This is a genomic window from Rhodococcus sp. ACPA1 (assembly GCF_002300195.1).
Lineage (GTDB): Bacteria > Actinomycetota > Actinomycetes > Mycobacteriales > Mycobacteriaceae > Rhodococcus_F > Rhodococcus_F opacus.
This window is the reverse complement of sequence record NZ_NSDX01000011.1, coordinates 185,850-210,445: the sequence shown is the minus strand read 5'-3', so window position 1 is coordinate 210,445 and position 24,596 is coordinate 185,850. Positions and strand designations below refer to the sequence as shown.

Here is a 24,596-nt window from a genome sequence, read left to right as displayed (position 1 = left end):
GAGTCCCTGGACTCGTCAACCACTCACGGGCGCGAAGCGCCTACAGCGAGACCGGGTACGCCGGCTCGGCGATCTCCGGAACGATGCGGTTCTCCACGAAGATGCCGTGCCAGACCATGAAGATCAGCACGGTCCAGAGGCGACGGCTGTGGTCGGACACGCTGTCCCGGTGGTCGTTCAGCATCTTCGCGATCGCGGCCTTGTCGAGCAGGTGATCGGTGCCCGACGCCGCGATCTGCTCGTGTGCCCAGTCGAACAGTTCGGTGCCGCGCAGCCAGTGCCGCAGCGGCACCGGGAAGCCCAGCTTCGCCCGATGGAGCACGTGCCCGGGCACGATGCCTTCCAGTGCCTGACGCAGCGCGTACTTGGTGGTGCTCTTGGTGATCTTCTGATCCAGCGGCACCTGCGACGCGACCTTGAAGACCTCGGGGTCGAGGAACGGCACTCGAAGTTCGAGCGAGTTGGCCATCGTCATCTTGTCGGCCTTGACGAGGATGTCGCCGCGCAACCACGTGAACAGGTCCAGATGCTGCATCCGGGCCACCGGATCCCACCCCTGCGACTGCGCGTAGATCGGGTCGGTGACGTCGCGGTGCGTCCACTCCGGCCGGAAGTCGCGCAGGACGGCGCGCAACTGTGCGTCGTTGAAGCTGCGCGCGTTGCCGTAGTACCGCTCCTCCAGTGTCAGTGAACCGCGGTTGAGCAGGCTCTTTCCGCGGGTGCCCTCGGGGATGCGCTCGGACAGCTTCCCGGCGGCCCGCCGCAGTCCCTTGGGCAGGTACTCGAACGGCTTCAGCGAAATCGGCTCGCGGTAGATGGTGTAGCCGCCGAACAGTTCGTCGGCGCCCTCACCGGACAGCACGACCTTGACGTGTTTGCGCGCCTCCTTGGCCACGAACCACAGCGGAACCAGCGCGGGATCGGCGACCGGGTCGTCGAGGTACCACACGATCTCGGGGATGGCGGCGGCGAACTCGGACGGGCTCACCACCTTGACCACGTGACGTGCGCCGATCGCTTCGGCGGACTCGGCTGCGACGTCGACCTCGGAATAGCCCTCGCGCTCGAAACCGGTGGTGAACGTGATCAGGTTCGGGTTGTGGCGCATCGCGAGCGCCGCGATGGCCGTCGAGTCGATGCCACCCGACAGGAAGGAACCGACCGTGACGTCGGCGCGCATGTGCTTGGCGACCGAATCCTCGAGCGCCTCCGCGATCTCGCGGTACCGGGCCTGCTCGGTGCCCGCGGCGAACGGGCGCACCGGGAACGTGGGCGCGAAATAGCGGGTGATCACGGGTTCTTCGCCCGGCCGCACACGCGCGAAGCAACCGGACTCGAGCCGGCGGATCTGCTTGTGGAGGGTTTCCGGCTCCGGCACGTACTGAAGGACGGTGTAGTGCTCGACGGCCCGCGGATCGAGTTCGGTGCCGATGCCGATCAGGCTCGCCAGCTCCAGCAGGCTCTTCTTCTCGCTACCGAACGCGGTGCCGCCGACGCCCGTCGCCAGGAAGAGCGGTTTGATGCCGAACGGATCGCGCGCGATGAACAGTTCCCGCGTCTCCGTGTCCCAGATCGCGAACGCGAACATGCCGCGCAGGCGGCGGACGGCGTCCTCGCCCCAGTAGTGGAACGCGGCGACGATGGCCTCGCTGTCGCCCTCTGTGACGAACTGCGCACCGAACTGCTCGGCGAGTTCGGCCCGAACCTCGAGGTAGTTGTAGATCTCGCCGTTGAACGTCAGCGCGTAGCGTTCCGGATTCTCCGCCGGACCCCACCGCAGGGGCTGGTGGGAGTGTTCGATGTCGATGATCGACAGTCGATTGAACCCGAAGACCAGGTGGTCGTCGTGCCAGGTCCCGTGCTCGTCCGGCCCACGGTGCCGCAGGCAGTGCATCGCCTGGTCGACCTGTGAGACGGCGTTGTCGCTGGTTTCTCCAGAGGTCAGTAGCCCGAGCAGTCCGCACACAGCGTCCGGTACCTCAATTCAGAATCTTGGAAGTCTCCACGAGGTGGAGTGGTCAGGGATCTCTGCCGGAAAGTATGCCGCAGATTGCCGGAGCGTCCGGTTCGGGCCGCCGGTGACGGTGCCCGGCTCGAACAGCGGCACCGCCGCGGCGTCGGCAGCGACACGTCGTCGCCCGACCCGAGGATGGAGAGCCGCCACCTTTGGTCTACGCTGCGTAGTAATTGGGCCTTCCCATCGGGTGTGCCCTAGTGGAATTTGCGGCGATCAGGAAGGCGTGAACGTGGCGCAAGGTCGGATCCTTCGGCGGGCAGGGTTGGCAGTATCTTTGGGCATTGCTGCCTTGCTGCTGTCGGGTTGTTCAATCGACAACGAGGTGCTTCGTTTCGGGTGGCCTTCGGGCGTAACCCCGCAGGCGCACCGCATGCGTGAACTGTGGACCTGGTCGGTCATCGCCGCCCTCGTCATGGGTGTGCTGGTGTGGGGACTCACCTTCTGGGCGGTGATCTTCCACCGTAAGAAGAAGGACTCACCCGAGTTCCCGCGGCAGACGGCATACAACGTGCCGCTCGAGCTGGCGTACACCGCGGTTCCGTTCGTCATCATCGCCGTGCTGTTCTACTTCACGGTGATCGTGCAGAACCATGTCCTCGAGAAGGAGGACAACCCCAACGTAGTGGTGGATGTCACTGCATACCAGTGGAACTGGAAGTTCGGCTACCGATCCATCGACCTCGGTGAGGGTGGCGGCAAGTACGACGGCGTCGATCAGGAAGCGCAGGCTGCGGTCGAGTCCGCACCGGCATCCGAGGCGGAGGCCGAGGGTGAGCACGCCCAGCCCGGACCGATCCACGGCAAGACCCCCCAGGACCTGTCCTACCTGCACTACGACAAGATCGAGACGATCGGCTCGAGCAACGAGATCCCGATCCTCGTCCTGCCGACCGGCAAGCGGATCCAGTTCGAACTGGCTTCCGCCGATGTCATCCACGCCTTCTGGGTGCCGGAGTTCCTGTTCAAGCGCGACGTGAACCCGAACCCGAAGGAGAACCACTCCGACAACGTCTTCCAGATCAGTGAGATCGAGAAGGAAGGTGCCTTCGTCGGGCGCTGCGCCGAGATGTGCGGCACGTTCCACGCGATGATGAACTTCGAGGTTCGCGCCGTGAGCCCCGACAAGTTCGCGCAGTACATCGAGCTGCGCAAGCCGGCGAGCGAGGGCGGCCGGGATCTGACCACGGCGGAGGCTCTGCAGGCCATCGGCGAGTCCCCGGTTGCGACGTCGACGTCTCCCTTCACCACCGATCGCGGCTACAAGCAGGCGAGCGGTGTCGAAGGTAACTGAACCTGCTGCTGATACCTCACTGACCAAGGACAAGTGCTGATATGAAGATCGAAGCCAAGCTCTTCGAGATCCTGACGGTATTCTTCATTCTCGTCGCGATCGTCTACGGCGTCTTCACCGCCGTTTCACGAACCGGTATCGAGTGGGCGGGTCTGACGGGCATCTGCCTGTCGGCGGGACTGACGCTGATCATCGGAACGTACTTCCGGTTCGTCGCCCGTCGCCTCGACACCCGTCCCGAGGACTATGAGGACGCGGAGATCGCCGACGGCGCAGGCGACCTGGGCTTCTTCAGCCCCGGTAGCTACTGGCCGATCCTGCTTGCCGCTTCTGCTGCCTTCGTGGCAGTCGCGATGGCGTTCTTCCAGCCGTGGATGCTCGTGGTCGCCGTGATTGCCGTGCTCGCGGCCGCTGCCGGCCTCGTCTTCGAGTACTACGTCGGGCCCGAGAAGCACTAGTTCCACCCACGATCAGACGGCGGAGGCGCCGAATCCCCCTGGGGTTCGGCGCCTCCGCTGTGTCGTCGGCCCTGGCCGGCCGGGTCCGCCGCGGCGGCGAGGAGTGCCGCCGCCTGATCGGACGCGAGTCGCACGGCCTCGGGAAACACGTGCAATCCGTGCGAGACCAGGGCGCCTTCGTGGAGCAGCATGATGGTGCGCGCGAGTGTCTCCCGATCGTGCACCTCCGCGTCCCGGCACACGCCGCTGAACAGGTCGAGCATCCAGCGCTTCTGGCCGATGATGACCGCGTACGCCGGATGTGACGGGTCGCTGATCTCCGCGTGTGCGTTGACCATGCTGCACCCTTTCGCGCTGTTCTCCGCGGTCCACTCCCTGGACGCGTCGAAGATCGCCGTCAGGCGCCGCTCGGGGGAGTCTGCGACGGTGTCGAGGTGGGCTGTGAGGAATGCCCGCCACCGTTCGTCCCGGTCGGCGAGGTACTCGACCACGATCTGTTCCTTCGATCCGAAACGGTCGTAGAGCGTTTTCTTCGTGACGCCGGCCTCGGCGGCGATGAGATCCACGCCGACGGCGTGAATTCCCCGCTCGTAGAAGAGGCGCCCGGCCGCGTCCAGCGCTCGTCTCGCTCCCGGGGTCATTGCGACGCGTCGCGGTGACGGCACAGAATCCATGACAAAAGTATACAGATCGGTATAAGTTGAAGAGGTATACCGATCTGTCTACTTGGGTGGTGATCAGTTGTGAATGCGCTTCTCGCCGTGCTGTTCGTCCTGTGCTGGAGCTCCGGCTTCATCGGGGCCAAACTCGGCGCCGGGGACGCGGCCCCACTGACGGTACTGACCTGGCGGTTCCTGCCACTCGCCGTCGCACTTGCGCTGGCCGCCGCGCTGTTCGGACGCGCACGGTGGCGGGGGCTCGGGTCCCGTGCGTTCGGTCGTCAGGTGACGATCGGTGCGCTGTCGCAGACCGGATATCTGCTGACCGTCTACCAGGCGATCGGACTCGGCGTCTCGACCGGTACCACCGCGCTGATCGACGGCACCCAGCCCCTGGTCGTCGCCGCACTGGCCGGCCCTCTGCTGGGTCAGTACGTCGCGCCCCGGCAGTGGTGGGGGTTGCTGCTGGGAGTGGCGGGGGTCATGATCGTCACCGCAGGCGACGCCACCTCTGCGTCCGGCGTGTCGTGGTGGGCGTACCTCGTGCCGTTCGCCGGGATGCTGTCGCTGGTGGCCGCGACCTTCCTGGAGAGTCGCTCACCGACCGACACCGACCCCGTCGTGTCCATGACCGTGCACTGCGCGACCAGCGCCGTGCTCTTCACCGCCCTCGCCGCGTGCGCCGGACAGGTGTCGCCGCCGCCGACGGCGTCGTTCTGGTGGTCGGTGGCCTGGCTGATCGCCCTGTCCACGTTCGGCGGCTACGGCCTGTACTGGCTCGTGCTGCGTCGGAGCGGGGTCACCCGGGTCAATGCCCTGATGTTCCTGATGGCACCGGTGACGGCGATCTGGGGGGCCGTGATGTTCGGCGAGCCGTTCGGAATCCTCACCGCGCTCGGTCTTCTCCTGGGACTCGGGGCGGTCGTGCTCGTGTTCCGCGCGCAACCGCGGGGGAGGGGAGCGGGCACGGTGCCCACCGACGAGCAGAGCCCCGAACCGGAAGTGGTTCGGGGCTCTGCTCGGTTGCGGAGGTGAGGCTAGTGGGCCTCGCCATTGCCGGACGATCCGTTGCCGGAAGCCGACGAACCGTTGCCGTGGGCGCGGTCCTGGTACTCCCGCAGCATCGTGAGCTGCTCGTGCTCGCCGTGGTGCAGGGCGTGCTCGAGAGCCAGGCTCTCCTCGACCGGGTCGGCCGTGACAAGGCTGCCGGAACCGGGCTTGCCGGCGGAACCGAGCTTGTTCATCTTCTTCGGGACGGTCGCACCCTGGTACTCGAGCGGGATCGGGTGACCGTGGTCGTCGACCGGGCCGAGCGGCTGGTGGATCTCGATGTACTGACCGTTCGGCATCCGCTTGATGATGCCGGTCTCGATGCCGTGCTCGAGGACCTCACGGTCGCTGCGCTGGAGACCCAGGCAGAACCGGTAGGCCACGAAGAAGGCGATCGGAGGCAGCAACACCATGCCGATGCGGCCGATCCACGTCATCGCGTTCAGCGAGATGCTCAGGTGGTACGCGATGATGTCGTTGATGCAGGAGATCGTCAGGACGGCGTAGAACGTAATCGCCATCGCACCGATCGCGGTACGCACCGGAACGTCACGCGGACGCTGCAGCAGGTTGTGGTGAGCGTCGTCCTTGGTCAGGCGCTTCTCGATCCACGGGTAGGCGATCAGCACCGTGAACACCAGACCCATGATCAACGCGACAGCGAACACCGACGGAATGGTGTAGCGGTCGAACAGGTAGATGTCCCATGCCGGCCACAGACGGGCCAGGCCGTCCGTCCACATCATGTAGATGTCGGGCTGCGAACCGGCCGACACCTGCGACGGGTTGTAGGGGCCGATGGTCCAGACCGGGTTGATCTGCAGCACGCCACCCATCACGGCCAGAACGCCGAACGTGATCGCGAAGAATGCACCCGACTTGACGGCGAACACCGGGAGGATGCGCACGCCCACGACGTTGTTCTCCGTGCGGCCGGGGCCGGGGAACTGCGTGTGCTTCTGGTACCAGACGAGCGCGAGGTGACCGGCGATCAGGGCGAGGATGATGCCCGGGAAAAGCAGGACGTGCGCGACGTACAGGCGGGGGATGATCAGGTCGCCGGGGAAGTCGCCGCCGAAGATCAGCCAGTGCATCCAGGTGCCTGCGATCGGGATGCTCAGCGTGATGCCGGAGAACGCGGCGCGCAGGCCCGTGCCGGACAGCAGGTCGTCGGGGATCGTGTAGCCGAAGAATCCCTCGAACATCGCCAGGATCAGCAGCAGGCAGCCGATGACCCAGTTGGCCTCACGCGGACGCCGGAAGGCGCCGGTGAAGAAGATGCGCATCAGGTGCACGACGATCGACGCCGCGAACATCAGCGCGGCCCAGTGGTGGATCTGACGGACGAACAGGCCGCCACGGACCTCGAACGAAATGTTCAGCGTGGTCTCGTACGCGCGGGACATCGTGACGCCGCGCAGGGGCTCGTACGCACCGTTGTACACGACGTGCGCCATCGACGGATCGAAGAACAGGGTCAGGTAGACACCGGAGATCAGCAGGATGACGAAGCTGTACAGCGCGATCTCGCCGAGCAGGAACGACCAGTGGGTGGGGAAGACCTTGTTGATCTGCCGCCGCATCCCCGCTGCGAGGTGGTAGCGCGAGTCCATCGCTTCGGCCTGGCCGGTGGCCATCGCGCTCAGTTTGGACGGTTTGTTGTCGGTCACGGTCGACGCTCCCAAAATGCCGGGCCGAGAGCTTCGATGTAGTCACCCGTTGTGACTAGGAAACCCTCTTCGTTCACTGTAATAGGCAACTGCGGAAGTGCACGAGCGGCCGGACCGAAAATCGGCTTTCCGTAGGTCAGCGCATCGAACTGCGACTGGTGGCACGGGCAGAGGATTCGGTTGGTCTGCTGTTCGTACAGGGAGGTGGGGCAGCCGAGGTGGGTGCAGATCTTCGAGAAGGCGAAGTAGTCGCCGTAGTTGAAGCTCTCCTGGCCCTTGCGCTTGGTGACCCGTGCCGCGTCCTCCGTGCGGAGGCGGATGAGCATGGTCGCGTTGCGGATGCCGCGCAGCGCCTCGAGCAGCGCGTCGTGATCGCCGCGGTCGGACTCACGGAACGGGAACACCGTTTCCATGGCGCCGGCGTCCAGGTCTTCCGGGCGAACGAGGACGACGTCCTCGGGGCGACCGGTGTCGCGGCGCAGGTAGATGGTTTCGCCCTCGTAGCGGGGGGTCCATCCCGAAACCCACAGCGGGGAGTCGTCGCGCTTGGCCCACGGGTTCTTGATCAGACCACCGAGGGGCATGACGGACATGATGCCGAGGGCACCGCCGCCGAAGATGAGGGTGCGCTTGAGGAGCTTGCGGCGTCCCAGCGTCGACGTGTCGAACGAGTCGCCGAGTTCCGCGACGATCGTCTTGCGATCGACCTCGGACGATCCACCGTCGTGGCGGTCCTGGATGGACACCTCTTCGGGGATGAACTTCTTGGTGAACTGCACCGCACCGACACCGAGGCCGAGGATGGCCAGACCCATGGTGAGGCCGATCAGCGGCGTGTACAGGCTGTAGGCCGAGTAGTGCTCCTCGCCGGCGCCTGCGTACTCCCAGGGCCAGAAGAGGTAGATCGCGATGAACGCGATCGCGGAGATGCCGGAGAGGGCGAACCAGAAGGCGACCGACCGTTCGGCGCGCTTCTCGGCTTTGGTCCCCGGAACCGCCCAGCGGTTGCGGCGGAACGCGACGTCGACGTGGTCGAGGTTGGTTCCGAGCTCGACCAGTTCGTCGCGGCTCAGGTTCTCGAGTTCTGCATCCGTGTACTTCTTTGGCGTGGCGCCGCCCGGCTGGCCAGCGTCGCTCATGACCTTGCTCCGATCCACAGTGCTGCACCGACGACAGCGATGATTCCGATGACCCACATGGCCAAGCCCTCGGAGGCGGGACCGATGCCGCCGAGTCCGTAGCCGCCGGGCTGCTTCGTCTCGCCTGACGACTTGATGTAGGCGATGATGTCCTTCTTCTCCTCGAGGGTCAGCTGACGGTCCGAGAACTTGGGCATGTTCTGCGGGCCGGTGACCATCGCGGTGTAGATCTGCTGCTCGCTGGCCGGGTCGAGGACCGGCGCGTACTTACCGGACGAGAGCGCACCGCCGCGCCCCGTGAAGTTGTGGCAGGACGCGCAGTTGAGGCGGAACAGTTCGCTGCCGCGTCCGATGTCGCCGCCGCGCAGCGAAGACTGGGCGACCTCGCCGTTCTCGTCACGAATGACCGTGGGGCCGCCGCCGTTGGCCTGGACGTACGCGCCGATGGCGTCAGTCTGCTCGGCGTCGAACTTGACGGGCTTGCGCTCGACCTGGGCCTCGTTACGCGAGGCCGGCATGCGTCCCGACGACACCTGGAAGTAGACGGCGGCCTCGCCGACACCGATCAGGCTCGGGCCGCGGTCCTGCACACCCTGCAGGTTCGCGCCGTGGCACGTGATGCACGAGGTGTCATACAACTGCTTGCCCTCGCGGATCAGTGCTGCCTGATCGTCGGTGGCCGTGGCCACCTGCGGGGTCGGCGTCAACGCGGACGCGAGGAAACCGGCGCTGACCAGTCCCATCATCAGGACCAGGGCGCCCGTGACGCGCCTGCGGAGCTTCCGCTGGCGGCGTGCCTTCGCGGCGGACGCTGTGGTATCGGATGCGGGAGGGGGGGATGAACTCATCTGTATCCCTTTGGTATGTCGGGACGGACTGGACGTCAGGGGGCTGCCTGGGGCGTTCAGCTGATCAACGGATGAAATAGATCGTGGCGAACAGACCGATCCACACGATGTCGACGAAGTGCCAGTAGTACGAGACGACGATGGCGGCGGTGGCCTGGGCGGGCGTGAACTTGCTGACCTTGGTGCGGGCGATCAGGAAGACGAACGCGATGAGGCCGCCGATCACGTGCATGCCGTGGAAGCCGGTGGTCATGTAGAACACCGAGCCGTACACGCTGCTGGAGATCGAGGTGCCTTCCTCGACGAGGTGGATGTACTCGTATCCCTGTCCGAGGACGAAGAACGTGCCCATCGCCAGGGTCAGGAGGTACCACCGGCGGAGGCCGAAGACGTCGCCGCGCTCGGCTGCGAACACACCCATCTGGCAGGTGAACGACGAGGCGATCAGCACCAGCGTCACCGGTACGGCGAGGAACAGATTCAGCTCGGTCGGCTCCGGCGGCCAGTTCCCATTCGCCTGCGCTCGCGCCACGAAATACATGGCGAAGAGCCCTGCAAAGAACATGAGCTCACTTGACAACCACACGATGGTGCCAACGCTGACCATGTTTGGTCGGTTCAGCGAGTGCACGCGTTGGGTGATTGCTGATCCTGAAGTCCCTACTGCGCTCGTCACAGACAGAAGTATGACGCTTCGTCGTAAGAGACGACTACCCGGGTCCACCCTCGGCGCGTCGATGCGCCCCGCTTGTCCGATTCTCCCTGCTGACAGCCTGGTGGCGGACCGTGAAAGGGTGGAGCCATGCGCTCTCGTGACAACAGTACGGGGTGGCTGCGGAGGCTGTTCGGCAGTCGGCAACCGGCCCCTCTCGATCAGGATCGGCACGACCTCGTGGTCGTCGCCTCGAGCTTCGACGACGTGGAGGCGTGCTCGACCGCGCTCGACCGCGCCGCCGCCGAGGATCCGCGGTGGGACGCCGACGCGGAAGCGGTGCTGCGGCACCATCTGCGGCTGCCCGCGTCGTCGGTGGCCGACGCCGTGTCGATCGCCGCCCAGGACGGCTACCGACCGCAGGATCCGGACGGGCAGGCATCCGCCGGCGAGGACGGTGCGACGGTCGGACTCGTGCTGCAGCGGGTCCAGATCCTCGACGCGCTGCACTGTTCTCAGGAACGGTCGAGAATGGCCGGGCTGGCGCAGCGGCTCGGTGGCTCGGTCGACGGCTGGGACGCGACGCAACCGGCGCGCGAGTCCGATTCGCCCGGTGACTAGGCTGCCAGGACCGGATCCGCCACTAGTACAAGGGGACACGACGATGCAGAGCCCGACTGCTCAGGGGACGAACGACGGTGTGCGGCCGGCACGCACGTGGCCGTCGGTCCTCGGCACGCTCACCGACGGACGTGACCTCTCGGTGGACGAGGCGAAATGGGCGATGGACGAGATCATGTCCGACAACGCCACGTCCGCGCAGATCGCGGCGTTCGGTGTCGCCCTGAAGATGAAGGGCGAGACACCGGAGGAGTTACGCGGGCTGGCGGACTCGATGCTCGGGCACGCGCGCAAGGTCCCCGTCGACGACGACGTCGTCGACATCGTCGGAACCGGTGGTGACCGATCCAACACCGTGAACATCTCCACGATGGCGTCACTCGTTGTCGCGGCGTCCGGCATTCGCGTCGTCAAGCACGGAAACCGGGCGGCGTCCTCCAAGAGCGGTGGGGCGGACGTTCTCGAGGCACTCGGGGTGAAGATCAATCTCGGTCCCGACGAGGTGGCGCTCTGCGTCCGGGAGGTCGGCATCGGTTTCTGCTTCGCGCCGGTGTTCCATCCCGCCCTGCGGTTCGCGGGCGCGCCGCGCAAGGAAATCGGCATCCCGACCGTTTTCAACGTGCTCGGACCGCTCACCAATCCGGCGCGTCCGCGGGCCGGCCTCATCGGCTGTGCGTTCCCGGGCCTGATCTCGGTGGTGGCCGGTGTGCTCGCGCAGCGCGGCAACTCGGCGCTCGTGGTGCGGGGTGACGACGGACTGGACGAGTTGACGACGTCGACCACGTCGACCGTGCACATCGTGGCGGACGGGGCGGTGACCACCCGTCAGCTCGACCCCCGGGACATCGGGATCGCGCGGGTGTCGCTCGACGAACTGCGCGGCGGCGATGCCGAGGTGAACGCGGCGGTGGCCCGGCGACTCCTCGCCGGTGAGACCGGACCCGTCCGCGACGCGGTGCTCCTCAACGCCGCTGCGGCGATCGCGGCGTACCGGGGACTCGGCGGCCGCACGCTCGAAGACGCGTTGTCGGACGGACTCTCGACGGCGGCACAGTCGATCGACAGTGGAGCAGCCGCGACGCTGCTCGCGCGGTGGGCCGAACTGACGTCGGGACTGGCCACCAGCAAATAGCCGGGGAACTATTCGCCGATCGAGAAACCCGCTTCGACGTCGGCGCTGGAGTAGGACTGGAACGCGATGTGCGTCGCCGTCCGGGAGACGCCGTCCACCTTGTTGATTCCCTCGGTGACGACCTCCGCGATCTTCGCGTGGTCCCGGACCCGCACGATCGCGATCAGGTCGACGTCGCCTGCGCAGGAATAGACCTTGTCGACGCCCTCGATGTCGGCGACCGCCTGAGCGGTCTCCGGGATGCGGTGGGCTTCGGCGTGGATCAGGACGATGGCGTTGATCATGATCGCCAGCCTAAGCGGTGGTCGGCGGAACTCGGCGCGGGTGGTCGGGTCTCGGCTTCCCGTGTCGACGCGCTCCCCGCTCGGGCGAGTGCGCACCACTCGGACCAGGATCCGGCGCCCCGCGCGGGCTCGCACCAGCCCGCGGAGGCGCTGACGATGCGGGTGTCCTCCTGGTCGAGCCAGCGCGCCAGCAGTCCGGCCTCCTCCGGGGACGCGCCGCGAAGCGGAGTTGCGTCGGGAACGACGGTTTCGGCGGTGAGGACGAGCGCATCGACCACCGGCATCGGATGGATTCCGCGCCGGGCGCAGCCCGCGGACGCGAGTCGCCCGGAACGGATCACCGCGAACTCCCAGCCGCCGGTGACGGCCGGGCGAGCGGCCACGAGCTGATCGAGGGCGGTGAGGGCGGCCAGGCGCTGCATTCTGCGCAACGCGAGGACGACCTCCGCGGTGCGATCACGCAGGCGTGCGGCGTTCTCGAACAACTCGCCGGCGGCCAGCTCCTCCACCCGTGCGCGCATGCGGTGCAGCGGGGAGTCGTCCAGGCCGCGCAGGAACTGCCGGAAGAGTTCCGGCCCGGGACGGTAGGCGTCCTCCGTGACGCGGTCGTGGACGGACGCCGGGCAGCGTCCGAGCTCGCGGGGCGGGCACTGCGGACCGTGCTCCCTTCCCTTCGGGATGCGGCTCGTGCAGGTGCGGAGAATGCAGTACTCGGCGAGGACGTCGGCGACGTCGACGGCGGTCGAGCGGGACCGGAACGGACCGAGCGAGTCGGCGGTCGGGGTACGCGCCACCGACAGCCGGGGGAAGGCCTCCGCGGTGAGCGTGATCCACCAGCCGCGTTTCGGGTACTTGGATCTCCGGTTGTACGGCGGCGTATGCGCGGCGAGCAGCCGGAGCTCGCGCACACCGGCCTCGAGCGCATGCGCGCACTCGACATGGTCGATCCGGGTGGTCAGGGCCACCATCTCCTTCATCCGGCCGCGCGTCTCGGAGCCGGTGAAGTAGTTGCGCACCCGCCTGCGCAGATCGGTCGCCGTGCCGACGTAGAGGACCTCGTCGGACGGTCCGCGGAACAGGTAGACGCCGGGGGCGTGGGGGAGATGGCCGGCGAGTGAGCGTTTCGCCCGCTGGTGTGAGGAGACGTCGGGCAGGTAGTCGACGAGTTCGGTGAGACTGTGCACTCCCTGATTGCCGACCCTCGCGATGAGGGCGTGCAGGACGTCGACGGTGGCACGGGCGTCGTCGAGCGCCCGGTGGGTCGGAGTGGTCCCGACGTCGAACAGCCGGGCCAGCGACGACAGCTTGACGGACGGCGCTTCGTCGCGGCTGAGGACGCGCCGGGCCAGTTTGACGGTGCAGAGCACGGTGAACTTGGGCCAGGGGGTGTCGGTGGCGGACGCCGCGGCCTTGAGGAAGCCCGTGTCGAACGGGGCGTTGTGGGCGACGAGCACGGCCCCGCGTGCGAACTCCAGGAACGCCGGCAGCACTCGCTCGATCCGCGGGGCGTCGATCACCATGGCGGTGGTGATGCCGGTGATCTCCACGATGTGCGGCGGGATGGACCGTCCCGGGTCGACGAGAGTGGCCATTTCGGCGATCACCTCGCCGCCGCGGATCTTCACGGCGCCGATCTCGGTGATGGCGTCCTCGCCCGGCCGTGCGCCGGTGGTCTCGAGATCGACCACCACGAACGTGGTGTCCCGCAGTGGGGTGTCGAGCTCGTCGAATCTCAGCTGTTCGGGTACACCGGGGGCACTCACGGCTCAGAGCGTATGGACGGGCACCGACAGAACCGCCCGGAGTGCCCGGAGAGACGAGGATCACACTGCCCGTCTCGGGCGGCGGTCGCGGGCGGTGCGAGGGGCGGCCGCGGGGCCGCGAACGAGGGATTCGCGCGGGGTGGCGGTCGGTTGCGGCGGGTCCGGCGTGTTCCGCGGGTTCGGTCCGCGGCACCCCGTTGAACAGGAGGAACACGGCGTGGGGAGAAATCGGGGAGTCGCGAGGCTCCGCGAAATGCCCACTCCCGCTGTCGAACAGAGATCGGAAACAAACCGCCTGTTATCCAGTCGTTACCGAATGTAGGTACCGCGCGCCCGCAAAGCCGGAATCGGCCCAAACGGACACTTTCCGCGTGTTCCGGTCGACATCGGGGTATTCCATTTCGTAACCTTCCTGAGACCTAGCGGAGTCTCGCAGCCCCAACACCGGGGCAGCATCGCTAGTCACCGCCTAATCGGCCACTCGCGAGAGCGGTCGTACCGGGAACCCAAGTTTCTACTGGGGTGAATCCCGCCGGGACGTCCTCACGCACCGGTGGGTAGGGCTGATCTTCCCAGCCCGAACCCGTCAGCTAACTCGGTCGGCGGATGAATGGAAGAAACGGAGTACCCCTTTCGTGGCGTCACAAGTTTCCAAGCGGAATGTGCGACGGGCAGTCGTCGCCGGCGCGCTCGCAGTCGGAGCGCTCACCGCTACCGCGGCCCCCGCGGCCGCAGACCCCGTCACCATCCCCGGAGTCGGAACCTTCGAGATCCCGGGTGTCGTCATCCCGCAGATCCCCGGTGTCCCGAACCTGCCCGCGCCCCCGGCGCCGGCCAGCACCGCAGGTGACAAGGCCGTTCAGGCCGCTCAGACCAAGCTCGGCTCGCCGTACGTCTACGGCGCCGCCGGCCCCAACTCGTTCGACTGCTCCGGCCTGGTGCAGTGGGCGTTCAAGCAGGCCGGACTGAACCTGCCGCGCACCAGCTACGCGCAGGCGGCGGCAGGCTCTCCCGTGTCGCAGTCCGATCTCCGCCCCGGCGACGTGGTCTCCTTCTACGGCGGATCGCACTCGGGCATCTACGCCGGCAACGGCAACGTGATCCACGCCTCCACCGAGGGTCAGCCCGTCAAGTTGGCGCCCATCGCGTCCATGCCTTTCGACGGCGCACGCCGCTACTGATCCACGCACGAGGCGAGGCATCCACCGTGTCGAGGGCGGGGATGCACGGGGTAGCTTCGTAGGATCTCGCACGACCACCGAGGGTGGGTTCGAATCACGATTCGAACCCACCCTCGATGTCGTTGCGCCCCAGGCAGACAGCGAGTCGTCCGCTCGTCGGGTGGTCCCCGCCACCCGTTCGTGACATGGGTGGACACAAACGTATGCCATTCCGTAACCTATCCGAGACCTTGCGAAGTCTTGTCGCGCCAACCGGGCGGCAACGCGGGTCACCACCTCTTCGGCACTCCACGGTCGCCTCGGCCGCGGAAATCCCTGAGCCGCGCACCGGACAACCGACCCGGCTGGTGGAGATCGACGATCGGAGAACTGCATTTCCGTGGCATCACACAAGATGAAGCGCTCCCTGGGCAGCGTGCTGACAGCCGGCGTGCTGTCGGTGGCGCTCGTGTCGCTGCCCGCGATCCAGGCGGGTGCAGACCCGGTCACCACCAACCCGACCGAAGCGCTGACGAAACTCGGTGACCTGTCCCGGCAGTCCGAGCAGACGTCGGAAGCACTCCACAACGCGCAGATCGATCTCGAGGCCAAACAGTCGGCGCAACGCGACGCCGACGCCAAGCTCGCGGCCGACCAGGGTGTGCTCGACGCCGCCAACGCGCGCGTCGCCGTCTTCCAGCCCGTGGTGAACAAGCTCGCCACCGCCAACTACCAGGGCGCACGGACCAATCGCCTCTTCGCCGTGATGGTGAGCGATTCGCCGCAGCAACTCCTGGACCAGATGTCCGCTCTGGACGCCATCTCCAACGACACCCGCAATCAGGTCGCGCAATTCCAGTCGGCCACGTCGGAAGCCACCGAGGCGGCCGAGGCGTCGAAGAAGTCCGCCGATGCCGCGCGGTCCGCGACCGAGCAGGCCAAAGCGGTGAGCGACGACCTGCAACGCAAACAGAGCGACCTGCAGGCGCAGATCGCCGACGCGATCAAGGCATTCGGAGATCTCACCGGCGCCGAACGAGACCAGCTGGCGGGGACGCCCTTCCCGCCCGGCTTCGATCCGAACACGATCCTCGCGCACCTCACCCCCGGCTCGGGCACGAGCGCGCTGCAGGCAGGCATGACCCGCATCGGCGACCCCTACGTGTGGGGCGCCACCGGTCCGGACGAATTCGACTGCTCGGGACTCGTCGTGTGGGCGTACAAGCAGATCGGCAAGACGCTGCCGAGGTCCAGTCAGGCGCAGGCCAGCGGCGGCACCCCGGTGTCCCGCGACGCCCTGCAGCCCGGCGACGTCGTCCTTTTCTACAACGACGCGTCCCACGTCGGCCTGTATGCCGGAAACGGCAACATTCTCCACGCCTCGACGTTCGGCGTTCCGGTGAAGATCGAGTCGATGGCGAAGTTCCCCTTCTACGGGGCGCGCCGCTACTGACGGCGACCATCCGACAGCGGCGTCCGGGCGTGCTCATACACTCACCGGCGTGCCCGCTTCAGACCCGTCTCCCGCAACGGATCCGACCTCGCGCCGTCAGGCGCGCCCGTGGGAGCTGGCCGCACTGGCCGGACTCGTCCTCGCCGTCGTCGTCGTACTCGCACTGACCGGGTTCTCCCGGACCGAGCGGGCCGCCGACGGAGCCGTCGGCACCGTGCAGGCCGATGCCGAGGCGCGTGCGGCAGCCGTCCAGACGCTCCTCGACACCTGGGCGTCGGCCGTGCGGACGAACGACGCGGCCCGGTTGTCCGGTCTGATGGATCAGACGGCGGCACCGGGATTCCTGGCCGCCGAGACGCGGCGGGCGGGCAACGTTGCCGGGGTGGAGTTCTCGGACTGGGGCTACGAGATCGCGGAGGGCGGCGAGACGGCCGTGCCGTCGAGTCTCGTCGACGCGATCGGGGCCGACGAGGTGTGGGCCCCCGCCGTGCAGCTCCGCTACGCGATCGCGGACGAGGGTCCCACCCGCAAACCGGTGGCTCTCGTCGTCGCCCGGCGCGGCGACCGCTGGGCACTCGTCAGCGACAGCGCCACCGTGGACGGCGAGCGGCGGACCTGGCGCGGACCGTGGGATTTCGGACCCGTCGTGTCGCGCCGCGTCGACACCGGTGACGGGCGGACGTCGGTGGTGCTCGGACATCCCGAGAACGCCACCATGGTCGACCGGCTGGCGGACGAACTCCCCGCCGCCGTCGTCAACGCCACCCAGCTGTGGGGTTCGAACTGGGCGGGCCGCGCGCTCGTGTGGGTCGCGGGATCGCAGGACGAGTTCACGGCGCTCGTCGGCCCGAATCACGACGGACGCGACATCGCCGCCGTCGCCATCTCGGACGCCGTAGACCCCGACGCCGCCACGGTCAGCGGACAGCGGATCGTGTTCAGCCCCGCGTCGGCGGACCGGCTGACCGAGGTCACCCGGCGGGCGATCCTGCGGCACGAGCTGATCCACGTGGCGGCGCGCGCCGAGACGGTGGACCGCTCACCGATGTGGGTGCTGGAGGGCTACGCGGAGTACGCGGCCTACCGGGGGACCGGCGAGGCCGAACGGCAGATCGCGCCGGCACTGACCGCGCAGGTGGGTGCCGAGGGTCCGCCGACCGAGTTCCCCGAGGACACCGACTTCTCCGGGTACGGCGAACGCGGTTCGGTCGCCTACGAGACAGCGTGGTCGATCAACGCCTTCGTCGCGGAGCAGTACGGCGAATCGAGGCTGACGGAGCTGTACCGGACGCTGGCCGTGGGAGACGCCGATCCGGAGACGGTCGACGGGCGGCTGTCCGATGTCCTCGGCGTCGACGCCGATCAATTCCGTGACCGCTGGACCGACTGGGTGGGTGCTCACCTGGGGTGACCCTGCGTCGGTCGCCGCACGGTCCACCGCCTACGGTGAGCACATGCGCCGAACCCTGTTGGTGACGAACGATTTTCCGCCGCGACCCGGCGGAATTCAGTCGTACCTGCACACCTTCGCCAAGCACCTGCCCGCCGACGACCTGGTCGTCTACGCCCCGCGCTGGCGCGGCGACTCGCACATCAAGTTCGATGCGCGGCAACCGTTTCAGGTCGTCCGGCACCCCACCACCTTGATGGTGCCCACACCGTTCGTCGCCCGCCGAGCCGCCAAACTGCTCGCCGAACACGACTGCACGGGCGTCTGGTTCGGCGCAGCCGCCCCGCTCGCGCTGCTGAGTTCGACGCTGCGCCGCGCCGGGGCGGAACGGGTGGTCGCGAGTACCCACGGGCACGAGGTCGGCTGGTCGATGCTCCCCGCCGCCCGCCAGGCCCTCGGACGGATCGGCGACCGGACCGACGTCGTCACGTATGTCAGCCGGTACACGAGGGGCCGCTTCGCGTCCGCATTCGGCGCGAGTGCCGCGCTCGAACACCTGCCGCCCGGAGTCGACACCGACCTGTTCACCCCGGACAGCGGGGCGCGGGCCGAACTGCGGTCCCGCTACGGGCTGGGGGAGCGGCCGACGGTCCTGTGCCTGTCCCGTCTCGTGCCGCGCAAGGGTCAGGACATCCTCATCAAGGCGCTCCCGGGCATCCGCGAGCACATCGACGGCGCCGTGCTCGTGATCGTCGGCGGAGGCCCCTACGAGGACCGTCTGCGCTCGCTCGCGCGCTCGGTCGGGGTGGAGGACCACGTCGTGTTCACGGGCACGGTGCCGTCCGCGGAGCTGGCAGCGCACCACACGATCGCCGACGTGTTCGCGATGCCGTGCCGCACGAGGGGCGCGGGACTCGACGTCGAGGGCCTCGGCATCGTCTTCCTCGAGGCGTCCGCCACCGGTGTGCCGGTCATCGCCGGACAGTCCGGTGGCGCCCCGGAAACGGTGCGGCAGAACGAAACCGGCATGGTCGTGGACGGCACGTCGGTGTCCGAGGTAGCGCGTTCGGTGATCTCGGTCCTGTCGGACCGCGACCGTGCGGCCGCGATGGGTGCGGCCGGCCGCGAATGGGTCAGGGCGGAGTGGCGATGGGACGTGCTCGCTGCCAAGCTCCAGGCACTGCTTGCGTGACCGCCCGTGAGTACTTATTAACCGCGGGGGGTTGATAAGTACTCACGAGCCGCAGGCATTACTTGGCGTAGATGGCGGCGATGTCGTCGGCGAAGCTGTCGTGCACCACGTTGCGCTTGAGCTTCATCGTAGGCGTCAGCTCGCCGGTCTCCTCCGTGAAGTCGACGGGCAGGACCCGGAACTTCTTGATGGCCTCCGCGTGCGACACGAGCTTGTTGGCCTCCGCGACGGCCTCGTCGATCTCGGCCGTGAGGTCGGCGTCGGCGAGCAGATCCGCGACCGTCGTCCCTGCGGGCTTGCCGTTGCGCTCGTTCCACGCGGGCAGCGCGTCGGCGTCGATGGTGATGAGCGCGCCGATGAACGGCTGCTGGTCCCCGACGACGATGGCCTGGCTGATCAGCGGGTGGGCACGCAGGTGATCCTCGAGCTGGGCGGGGGAGACGTTCTTGCCGCCCGCTGTGACGATGATCTCCTTCTTGCGGCCGGTGATGGTGATGTACCCGTCCGCGTCGACCGATCCGAGGTCGCCGGTGTGGAACCAGCCGTTCTCGATCGCGTCGGCGGTCGCGTTCTCGTTGCGCCAGTAGCCGCTGAAGACGACCGGCCCCGACAGCAGGATCTCGCCGTCGTCGGCGATGCGAACGGAATTGCCTGCCAACGGCTTGCCGACCGAGCCGACCTTCTGCTCGCCGATCGTGTTGACCGCGAACGCCGCGGACGTCTCGGTGAGGCCGTAGCCCTCGTAGATCGTGATGCCGATGCCGCGGAAGAAGTGGCCGAGGCGGGCGCCGAGCGGGGCGCCGCCCGAGATCGCCAGCTGGCACTTGCCGCCGAGCGCCGCCCGCAGCTTCGAGAACACCAGCTTGTCGAACAGCGCGTGCTTGGCCTTGAGCACCAGCCCCGGCCCGCCCTTGTCCTGAGCCTCGCTCCAGGCGATGGCCGTCTCGGCGGCGGCGTCGAAGATCTTGCCCTTGCCTTCGCCGTGGGCCTTGGCACGGGCGCTGTTGTACACCTTCTCGAACACGCGCGGCACGGACAGGATGAAGTCGGGGCGGAACTCGCCGAACGTGGGGACGAGGTTCGGGATGTCGCTGGTGTGTCCGAGTGCGGCGCCGGCGTCGAACGACGCGATGCTGACGGCGCGCGCCAGGACGTGCGCCATCGGCAGGAACATGAGGGTGCTGACGCCGGGCGTCTTCAGCAGGGTGCCGAGGCTGGAATCGAGGATGCCCTTGGACTCGGCGATGAGGTTGGAATGCGTGAGCTGGCAGCCCTTGGGTCTGCCGGTGGTGCCGGAGGTGTAGATGAGGGTGGCCGGATCGCTCGACTTCAGCGCGGCCACGCGGGCCTGGACTTCGGAGTCGGGCACGTCGGCGCCCAGTTCGGTCAGTTCCTCGACGACGCCACGGCCGCCGTCGGACGCCTCGATCTGGTAGACGCCGCGGAGCGCGGTCGCCTCGGCGGCGACGGCCTTCACGGTGGCCGCGTGCGTCGCGTTCTCGACGACGAGATCGATCGCGGCGGAGTCCTCGAGGATCCACCGGACCTGCTCGGCGGAGGACGTCTCGTAGATCGGGACGGTGACGCCGCCCGCTGCCCAGATCGCGAAGTCGACGAGGGGCCACTCGTACCGGGTGGCCGACATCAGTGCCACCCGGTCGCCCTGCTGGACGCCGAGGGCGATGAGACCCTTGGCGACCGCGGTGACCTGAGCCGCGAACTCGGCGGCCGTGACGTCGGTCCAGCGTCCGCCGATCTTGCGCTTGTACACGACCAGCGTCGGGTCGGCCGCGGCGTGGGCGAACACCGAGTCGACCGCGGACGCGTCCTCCGCGATCGTGAACGACTGTGGCGCGCTGAACTCGGGCACGAAAACCTCCGACACTGAAGATACTGACGAGTAGGATTGTCGTCCCAACTTTAGACCTTCCCCCGCCCGGTCTGTTTCCAGGCCGAAGAAGCGTGGTCAGAGCCCTGCCGGTGAGGTGCTGCGGAACCCCGCGGCCACCGCAGGCAGCGGTATGTGAAGCTAGTCGCCGTGAGCAGCATTCAGGTCGCAGACCAGACGTTCATCGCGGCCCCACCACAGCAGGTCGCGGCGGCGATCGCCCCGCCGGCCCGCTGGCGCCGGTGGTGGCCCGATCTCACTCTCGCCGTCCGCGAGGACCGGGCCGAGAAGGGCATCCGGTGGACGGTGGCCGGACCCCTCACCGGAACGATGGAAGTGTGGCTCGAGCCGGTGCTGGACGGGGCGATCATCCACTACTTCCTCCACGCCGAACCGGCCCGCAGCGAGGGCACCCCCGATCTGGCCGCACTGAACCGTCGCAGGCGCGTCGAGGGAAAAGTCATGTCCTTCGAGGTGAAGAAGGAACTCGAGGCCGGTCGCGCTGCGGGAGAACCGCCGTCCTGAGGCAGATCCGGCCGCGCGGCGGGGTCGGCATTGTGTCAGGGCGCCGAGATCGTGTGTGATAGTCGGGCACAACACAGACATACGAAACCGGTAACGGCGTGGCCCCGCGATCGACGAGCGGGTCGGCCAGGCGAAAGGAAGCGTTCACTCCATGCCCGAGAGGACCAAGAGGTCGATCAGTATCGAGGCGCCGCCCGCCCGGGTGATGGATGTGATCGCCGACTTCGACGCGTACCCGGCGTGGGTGGCCGCAGCGAAGTCCGTCGAGGTCATGGAACCCGGACAGGGCGGCCGGGCCGACCGGGTGCGGTTCGTGCTCGACGCGGGCATGGTCAAGGACACGTACGTACTCCGCTACGACTGGGCTCCCGACGGCAAATCGGTCAGCTGGGAGCTCGAGTCCGGTGAGATCCAGAAGTCGCAGTTCGGTTCGTACGTTCTGGAGGACGAGCCGGGTGGCGGCACCACCGTCACGTACGAGCTCACCGTCGACCTCACCATTCCGATGATCGGCCTGTTCAAGCGCAAGGCGGAGAAGGCGATCACCGACACCGCGCTCAAGGAACTCAAGAAGCGGGTGGAAGGCTGAGCAGCGAGGGTCGTGCCGGACCTGCGCGGGTCCAGTTCTTCGTAGGGAAGGGGGGCGTCGGGAAGACGACGCTCGCGGCCGCTACGGCGCAGGCGGCCGCTGAGGCGGGAAACCGGACTCTCCTCGTCTCCCTCGACCAGGCGCACTCCCTCGCCGATGTGGTCGGGATCGCCGCCGCCCGGGACCTCGTGTCCGTGACCGACACCCTGGACGTGCTCGAACTCGACACCCTCACGTTGCTCGAGAACAGATTCCGGAGTCTGGCAGCGGTTCTCGCGGCCGCCGGATCGCATGACCACGGTGCCCAGTTGTCGGCGCTCGAACCGGAGGAGCTGACCGGGCTTCCCGGCGTGCAGGACGTGCTCGGGCTGCGCGAGATCGTCCGCTTCGCCACCGAGGGCGACTACGACGCCGTCGTGGTCGACTGCCCGCCCACCGCGGACTGTCTGCGGACGCTCGCCGCGCCTGCAATGGCTCTCGAGTACATCGAGCGGGTGTGGCCGCAGCACCGCCGCATCGTCGCGCTCCTGGGTTCCGATCCGCGCCTCGTCATGCTGGTGACGTTGATCGAACAGGTCGTCGCCGCGGTCGGCGAGGTCCGGGAGATGCTCGCCAACCGGGCGAAAACCACTGTGCGACTGGTGACGACGCCGGAGCGGGTGGTGCTGACGGAGACCCGGCGCACCGTGGCGGTGGCCGCGCTGTCCGGCCTGCGCGTCGATGCGATCCTCGTGAACAACCTTCTGCCGCACTTCGATTCGCCGGCAGGACACGACGATCCCGGTGTGGCATGGTTGATCAGGCGGCGAGCCCTGCAGCAGCGGGTGCTCGCCGAGCTGACCGCCTCCGCGGGCGCTACGGTGATCCTCTCGGTGACCCGGTCGGTGACGGAGCCGGTAGGGTGGGCCGATCTCGGCGGAATCGCCCGGGAGTTGTATGCCGACGACACGGACGCGGTTGCGGTGTTGGGGAAGAACCCGCCTGCAGTGCGGGTGGGGCTGGAATCGGGGGCCGGTGTGGATTCTGTGTACACGATGCGGATGTATCTTCCGCTCGTGAACCCGTCGACCCTCACGTTGGGTCGAGTGGAGGACGACTTGGTCGTGGGAGCTGAAGGGGTGCGCCGCCGGGTCCGCCTCGCCTCGGTCCTGCGCCGGTGCGTCGTCGCGGGCGCAGAACTCGACGGAAGCGATCTGGTCGTGCGCTTCACGCCCGACCCGCAGGTGTGGCCGGTATGAACGACGACCACGCGCAGCTGGTGGCGGAGCTGCGGGCGCTCGCCGAGACCGCCCTGGACCGTCTCGAGCCGATTCTCCAGCGCGCGGCGGCGCCGCACGCCCAGGCGGACGCCGAGGGTGCGGTGCCCGGAACCGGGCAGTGGTCGGGGTGCACGTGGTGCCCGGTGTGCGCACTCGCGGCCCTGATCCGCGGTGAGCAGCACGATCTCGTGACCCTGCTCGCCGGCCAGGCGTCCGTGCTGATCGCGGTGCTGCGGCAGGTCCTCGACGAGCATGCCGTTCACGACACCCCGGGCCCCGGCGGCCCCGACACTCCGGAACCCGGCCCCGGCGGTGGAACGCCCGAACCGGACGGCGGCTCGGCGTTCGAGCCGATCACGGTCACCATCAAGCACTGAGCGTGCTCCGTGCGGGCCGGATCGCCGGACTCGTGCACGTCGGCGATCCGGCATGGGCACAATCATCTCCATGAGCACAGGCACGGGCAGCGAACGTGGCGGCAGCGCGGCGCTGACCATCGGCATCGACGTGGGTGGAACGAGCATCCGTGCGTCGGTGGTCGACTCGGCCGGTGAAGTGCTCGACTCGCTCCAGTCGCCGACCCCGGCGTCGGCGAAAGCACTCGAGAACGGCCTGGACCGCGCGGTCCGGGAGCTGTCCGCGCGGCACGACGTCGCCGCGGTGGGGCTGGCGGTCGCCGGGTTCATCACCCCCGACCGCACGACGGTGCGGTTCGCGCCGCATCTGCCGTGGGTGGGTGCACCCGTCGGCCGGGACCTCGGGCAGCGTCTCGGTCTGCCGGTGATCCTCGAGCACGACGTGAACGCGGCGGCCTGGGCCGAGCACCGGTTCGGTGCGGCAGCAGGCGGCCGGAACGTGGTGATGCTCGCGATCGGCACGGGCATCGGCGCGGCGCTCCTCGCGGACGGCCGGCTGTACCGCGGCAGCCACGGCGTCGCACCCGAACTCGGCCACATCCAGATGGTCCCCGACGGACGCCCGTGCGCGTGCGGCAAACACGGGTGCTGGGAGCGGTACTGCAGCGGGACGGCCCTCGTCGACACCGCCATCGAACTTCTGGCCGCGGATCCGGCGACGTCGACCGTCCTGGCGCGGGAGGTGGCGGTCGACCCCGGTGCGCTGACGGGCCGGCGGATCGCGGGCGCGGCACAGGACGGCGATCCGCTGGCACTGGAGACCATGCGGAAGTTCGCCCGTTGGCTCGGCGTCGGCCTGGCGCTCATCGGGGACGTGTACGACCCGGATCTCGTCGTGATCGCCGGTGGGGTCGCGAGTTCCTCACCGCTGTTCATCGACGAGGCCCGCGAGCATTACGCGTCGCTGACGACGGGGGCCGGGCACCGTCCGCTGGCCCGCATCCGCCCGACCCAGCTGGGGGAGGCGGCGGGCATGATCGGAGCGGCGGAACTCGCTCGGGCCGTCCTGCCCGATCGGGTGGGTTGACGTCCGGCCTACTGCTGTAAACCCGCAGAGTGTGATGCTGTGCGGACCTCCCGGGCGTGTGTAGCGACCCTCACCCACCCGAAGTAGAGTCGACCCGAACGAAGCTTGGGTTG

General features: G+C 68.0%; 23 protein-coding genes and 1 riboswitch. Of the genes, 14 read left to right on the top strand and 9 right to left on the bottom strand.

The features are described 5' to 3' along the window. Positions 1 to 40: 40 nt before the first annotated feature. On the bottom strand, positions 41 to 1,966 hold the full coding sequence (asnB, locus tag CJ177_RS37325; RefSeq protein ID WP_095870146.1) for an asparagine synthase (glutamine-hydrolyzing): 1,926 nt from the start codon (positions 1,964 to 1,966) through the stop codon (positions 41 to 43). A gap of 274 nt (positions 1,967 to 2,240) precedes the next feature. Here asnB and CJ177_RS37320 point away from each other — a divergent pair, with 274 nt between their 5' ends. Further along, positions 2,241 to 3,308, top strand: a complete 1,068-nt coding sequence (locus CJ177_RS37320) for a cytochrome c oxidase subunit II (protein WP_016880030.1) — start codon at positions 2,241 to 2,243, stop codon at positions 3,306 to 3,308. A 41-nt stretch (positions 3,309 to 3,349) separates the two neighbouring features. Then, positions 3,350 to 3,766 carry a cytochrome c oxidase subunit 4 gene (locus CJ177_RS37315; RefSeq protein WP_005247719.1) on the top strand — a complete coding sequence of 139 codons (417 nt, stop codon included), beginning with the start codon at positions 3,350 to 3,352 and terminating at the stop codon, positions 3,764 to 3,766. Here the strand turns inward: CJ177_RS37315 and CJ177_RS37310 are convergent. After that, on the bottom strand, positions 3,763 to 4,440 hold the full coding sequence (locus tag CJ177_RS37310) for a TetR/AcrR family transcriptional regulator (protein WP_095870145.1): 678 nt from the start codon (positions 4,438 to 4,440) through the stop codon (positions 3,763 to 3,765). The two genes, CJ177_RS37315 and CJ177_RS37310, sit on opposite strands and share 4 nt — an antisense overlap. Positions 4,441 to 4,509: 69 nt before the next feature. Here CJ177_RS37310 and CJ177_RS37305 point away from each other — a divergent pair, with 69 nt between their 5' ends. Beyond that, the gene (locus tag CJ177_RS37305) at positions 4,510 to 5,460 is read left to right on the top strand and encodes a DMT family transporter (RefSeq protein ID WP_061044190.1); all 951 of its coding nucleotides are present in this window, start codon (positions 4,510 to 4,512) and stop codon (positions 5,458 to 5,460) included. A 2-nt stretch (positions 5,461 to 5,462) separates the two neighbouring features. Here CJ177_RS37305 and CJ177_RS37300 read toward each other — a convergent pair whose 3' ends face one another. From CJ177_RS37300 to CJ177_RS37285, 4 genes are all read right to left on the bottom strand, one after another. Beyond that, positions 5,463 to 7,112, bottom strand: a complete 1,650-nt coding sequence (locus CJ177_RS37300; RefSeq protein WP_043943950.1) for a cytochrome bc complex cytochrome b subunit — start codon at positions 7,110 to 7,112, stop codon at positions 5,463 to 5,465. Positions 7,113 to 7,141: 29 nt separating this feature from the next. Next, positions 7,142 to 8,284, bottom strand: a complete 1,143-nt coding sequence (locus CJ177_RS37295; RefSeq protein WP_005247713.1) for a ubiquinol-cytochrome c reductase iron-sulfur subunit — start codon at positions 8,282 to 8,284, stop codon at positions 7,142 to 7,144. Continuing rightward, on the bottom strand, positions 8,281 to 9,132 hold the full coding sequence (locus CJ177_RS37290) for a cytochrome c (protein WP_005247712.1): 852 nt from the start codon (positions 9,130 to 9,132) through the stop codon (positions 8,281 to 8,283). The genes CJ177_RS37295 and CJ177_RS37290 overlap by 4 nt, the downstream gene beginning before the upstream one ends. A gap of 64 nt (positions 9,133 to 9,196) precedes the next feature. Next, positions 9,197 to 9,808, bottom strand: a complete 612-nt coding sequence (locus CJ177_RS37285; protein WP_025432889.1) for a heme-copper oxidase subunit III — start codon at positions 9,806 to 9,808, stop codon at positions 9,197 to 9,199. A 126-nt stretch (positions 9,809 to 9,934) separates the two neighbouring features. Between CJ177_RS37285 and CJ177_RS37280 the strand changes: the two genes are divergently transcribed. Both CJ177_RS37280 and trpD read left to right on the top strand, forming a co-directional pair. Continuing rightward, positions 9,935 to 10,405 carry a ribonuclease E inhibitor RraB gene (locus tag CJ177_RS37280; protein WP_005247710.1) on the top strand — a complete coding sequence of 157 codons (471 nt, stop codon included), beginning with the start codon at positions 9,935 to 9,937 and terminating at the stop codon, positions 10,403 to 10,405. Between the two features lie 43 nt (positions 10,406 to 10,448). Then, positions 10,449 to 11,537, top strand: coding sequence for an anthranilate phosphoribosyltransferase (trpD, locus tag CJ177_RS37275; RefSeq protein WP_005247709.1), 1,089 nt, complete (start codon positions 10,449 to 10,451; stop codon positions 11,535 to 11,537). Positions 11,538 to 11,545: 8 nt separating this feature from the next. Here the strand turns inward: trpD and CJ177_RS37270 are convergent, their stop codons facing one another. Further along, positions 11,546 to 11,821 (bottom strand): Lrp/AsnC family transcriptional regulator, encoded by a 276-nt coding sequence (locus CJ177_RS37270; RefSeq protein ID WP_005247708.1) that lies wholly within the window; start codon positions 11,819 to 11,821, stop codon positions 11,546 to 11,548. After that, positions 11,818 to 13,584 (bottom strand): DEDD exonuclease domain-containing protein, encoded by a 1,767-nt coding sequence (locus CJ177_RS37265; protein WP_005247707.1) that lies wholly within the window; start codon positions 13,582 to 13,584, stop codon positions 11,818 to 11,820. The genes CJ177_RS37270 and CJ177_RS37265 overlap by 4 nt, the downstream gene beginning before the upstream one ends. Before the next feature lie 456 nt (positions 13,585 to 14,040). Beyond that, positions 14,041 to 14,205, top strand: a riboswitch (cyclic di-AMP (ydaO/yuaA leader). Positions 14,206 to 14,219: 14 nt separating this feature from the next. Between CJ177_RS37265 and CJ177_RS37260 the strand changes: the two genes are divergently transcribed. The 4 genes from CJ177_RS37260 (at position 14,220) to CJ177_RS37245 (ending at position 18,779) form a co-directional block, all read left to right on the top strand. Beyond that, positions 14,220 to 14,765 carry an NlpC/P60 family protein gene (locus CJ177_RS37260; protein WP_005247706.1) on the top strand — a complete coding sequence of 182 codons (546 nt, stop codon included), beginning with the start codon at positions 14,220 to 14,222 and terminating at the stop codon, positions 14,763 to 14,765. A gap of 379 nt (positions 14,766 to 15,144) precedes the next feature. Then, positions 15,145 to 16,197, top strand: a complete 1,053-nt coding sequence (locus CJ177_RS37255; protein ID WP_095870144.1) for an NlpC/P60 family protein — start codon at positions 15,145 to 15,147, stop codon at positions 16,195 to 16,197. Between the two features lie 49 nt (positions 16,198 to 16,246). Further along, the gene (locus CJ177_RS37250) at positions 16,247 to 17,608 is read left to right on the top strand and encodes a peptidase MA family metallohydrolase (RefSeq protein ID WP_095870143.1); all 1,362 of its coding nucleotides are present in this window, start codon (positions 16,247 to 16,249) and stop codon (positions 17,606 to 17,608) included. 43 nt (positions 17,609 to 17,651) lie between these two features. Further along, a complete protein-coding gene (locus CJ177_RS37245; protein WP_005247697.1) occupies positions 17,652 to 18,779 on the top strand; it encodes a glycosyltransferase family 4 protein in 1,128 nt (375 codons plus the stop codon). Positions 18,780 to 18,837: 58 nt separating this feature from the next. On the opposite strand, the gene CJ177_RS37240 is transcribed toward CJ177_RS37245, so the two are convergent. Then, the gene (locus tag CJ177_RS37240; protein WP_005260138.1) at positions 18,838 to 20,649 is read right to left on the bottom strand and encodes a long-chain fatty acid--CoA ligase; all 1,812 of its coding nucleotides are present in this window, start codon (positions 20,647 to 20,649) and stop codon (positions 18,838 to 18,840) included. A 168-nt stretch (positions 20,650 to 20,817) separates the two neighbouring features. On the opposite strand from CJ177_RS37240, the gene CJ177_RS37235 reads away from it, so the two are divergent. From CJ177_RS37235 to CJ177_RS37215, 5 genes are all read left to right on the top strand, one after another. Next, positions 20,818 to 21,192, top strand: a complete 375-nt coding sequence (locus tag CJ177_RS37235; RefSeq protein ID WP_095870229.1) for a polyketide cyclase / dehydrase and lipid transport — start codon at positions 20,818 to 20,820, stop codon at positions 21,190 to 21,192. A gap of 151 nt (positions 21,193 to 21,343) precedes the next feature. After that, the gene (locus CJ177_RS37230) at positions 21,344 to 21,781 is read left to right on the top strand and encodes an SRPBCC family protein (RefSeq protein WP_005247694.1); all 438 of its coding nucleotides are present in this window, start codon (positions 21,344 to 21,346) and stop codon (positions 21,779 to 21,781) included. Beyond that, positions 21,778 to 23,019 carry an ArsA family ATPase gene (locus tag CJ177_RS37225; protein ID WP_082833323.1) on the top strand — a complete coding sequence of 414 codons (1,242 nt, stop codon included), beginning with the start codon at positions 21,778 to 21,780 and terminating at the stop codon, positions 23,017 to 23,019. Before CJ177_RS37230 ends, CJ177_RS37225 begins: the two co-directional genes overlap by 4 nt. Beyond that, a complete protein-coding gene (locus tag CJ177_RS37220) occupies positions 23,016 to 23,417 on the top strand; it encodes a hypothetical protein (RefSeq protein ID WP_005247679.1) in 402 nt (133 codons plus the stop codon). The genes CJ177_RS37225 and CJ177_RS37220 overlap by 4 nt, the downstream gene beginning before the upstream one ends. 52 nt (positions 23,418 to 23,469) lie before the next feature. Continuing rightward, positions 23,470 to 24,483, top strand: a complete 1,014-nt coding sequence (locus tag CJ177_RS37215; protein WP_025432884.1) for an ROK family protein — start codon at positions 23,470 to 23,472, stop codon at positions 24,481 to 24,483. Positions 24,484 to 24,596 lie beyond the last annotated feature (113 nt).

Excerpts from the sequence above, each read along its gene's own strand:
- CJ177_RS37315 (WP_005247719.1), top strand. The coding sequence starts at position 3,350 with ATGAAGATCGAAGCCAAGCTCTTCGAGATCCTGACGGTATTCTTCATT.
- CJ177_RS37310 (WP_095870145.1), bottom strand. The coding sequence starts at position 4,440 with ATGGATTCTGTGCCGTCACCGCGACGCGTCGCAATGACCCCGGGAGCG.
- CJ177_RS37300 (WP_043943950.1), bottom strand. The coding sequence starts at position 7,112 with ATGGCCACCGGCCAGGCCGAAGCGATGGACTCGCGCTACCACCTCGCA.
- CJ177_RS37295 (WP_005247713.1), bottom strand. The coding sequence starts at position 8,284 with ATGAGCGACGCTGGCCAGCCGGGCGGCGCCACGCCAAAGAAGTACACG.
- CJ177_RS37290 (WP_005247712.1), bottom strand. The coding sequence starts at position 9,132 with ATGAGTTCATCCCCCCCTCCCGCATCCGATACCACAGCGTCCGCCGCG.
- CJ177_RS37280 (WP_005247710.1), top strand. The coding sequence starts at position 9,935 with ATGCGCTCTCGTGACAACAGTACGGGGTGGCTGCGGAGGCTGTTCGGC.
- trpD (WP_005247709.1), top strand. The coding sequence starts at position 10,449 with ATGCAGAGCCCGACTGCTCAGGGGACGAACGACGGTGTGCGGCCGGCA.
- CJ177_RS37270 (WP_005247708.1), bottom strand. The coding sequence starts at position 11,821 with ATGATCAACGCCATCGTCCTGATCCACGCCGAAGCCCACCGCATCCCG.
- CJ177_RS37245 (WP_005247697.1), top strand. The coding sequence starts at position 17,652 with ATGCGCCGAACCCTGTTGGTGACGAACGATTTTCCGCCGCGACCCGGC.
- CJ177_RS37230 (WP_005247694.1), top strand. The coding sequence starts at position 21,344 with ATGCCCGAGAGGACCAAGAGGTCGATCAGTATCGAGGCGCCGCCCGCC.
- CJ177_RS37220 (WP_005247679.1), top strand. The coding sequence starts at position 23,016 with ATGAACGACGACCACGCGCAGCTGGTGGCGGAGCTGCGGGCGCTCGCC.
- CJ177_RS37215 (WP_025432884.1), top strand. The coding sequence starts at position 23,470 with ATGGGCACAATCATCTCCATGAGCACAGGCACGGGCAGCGAACGTGGC.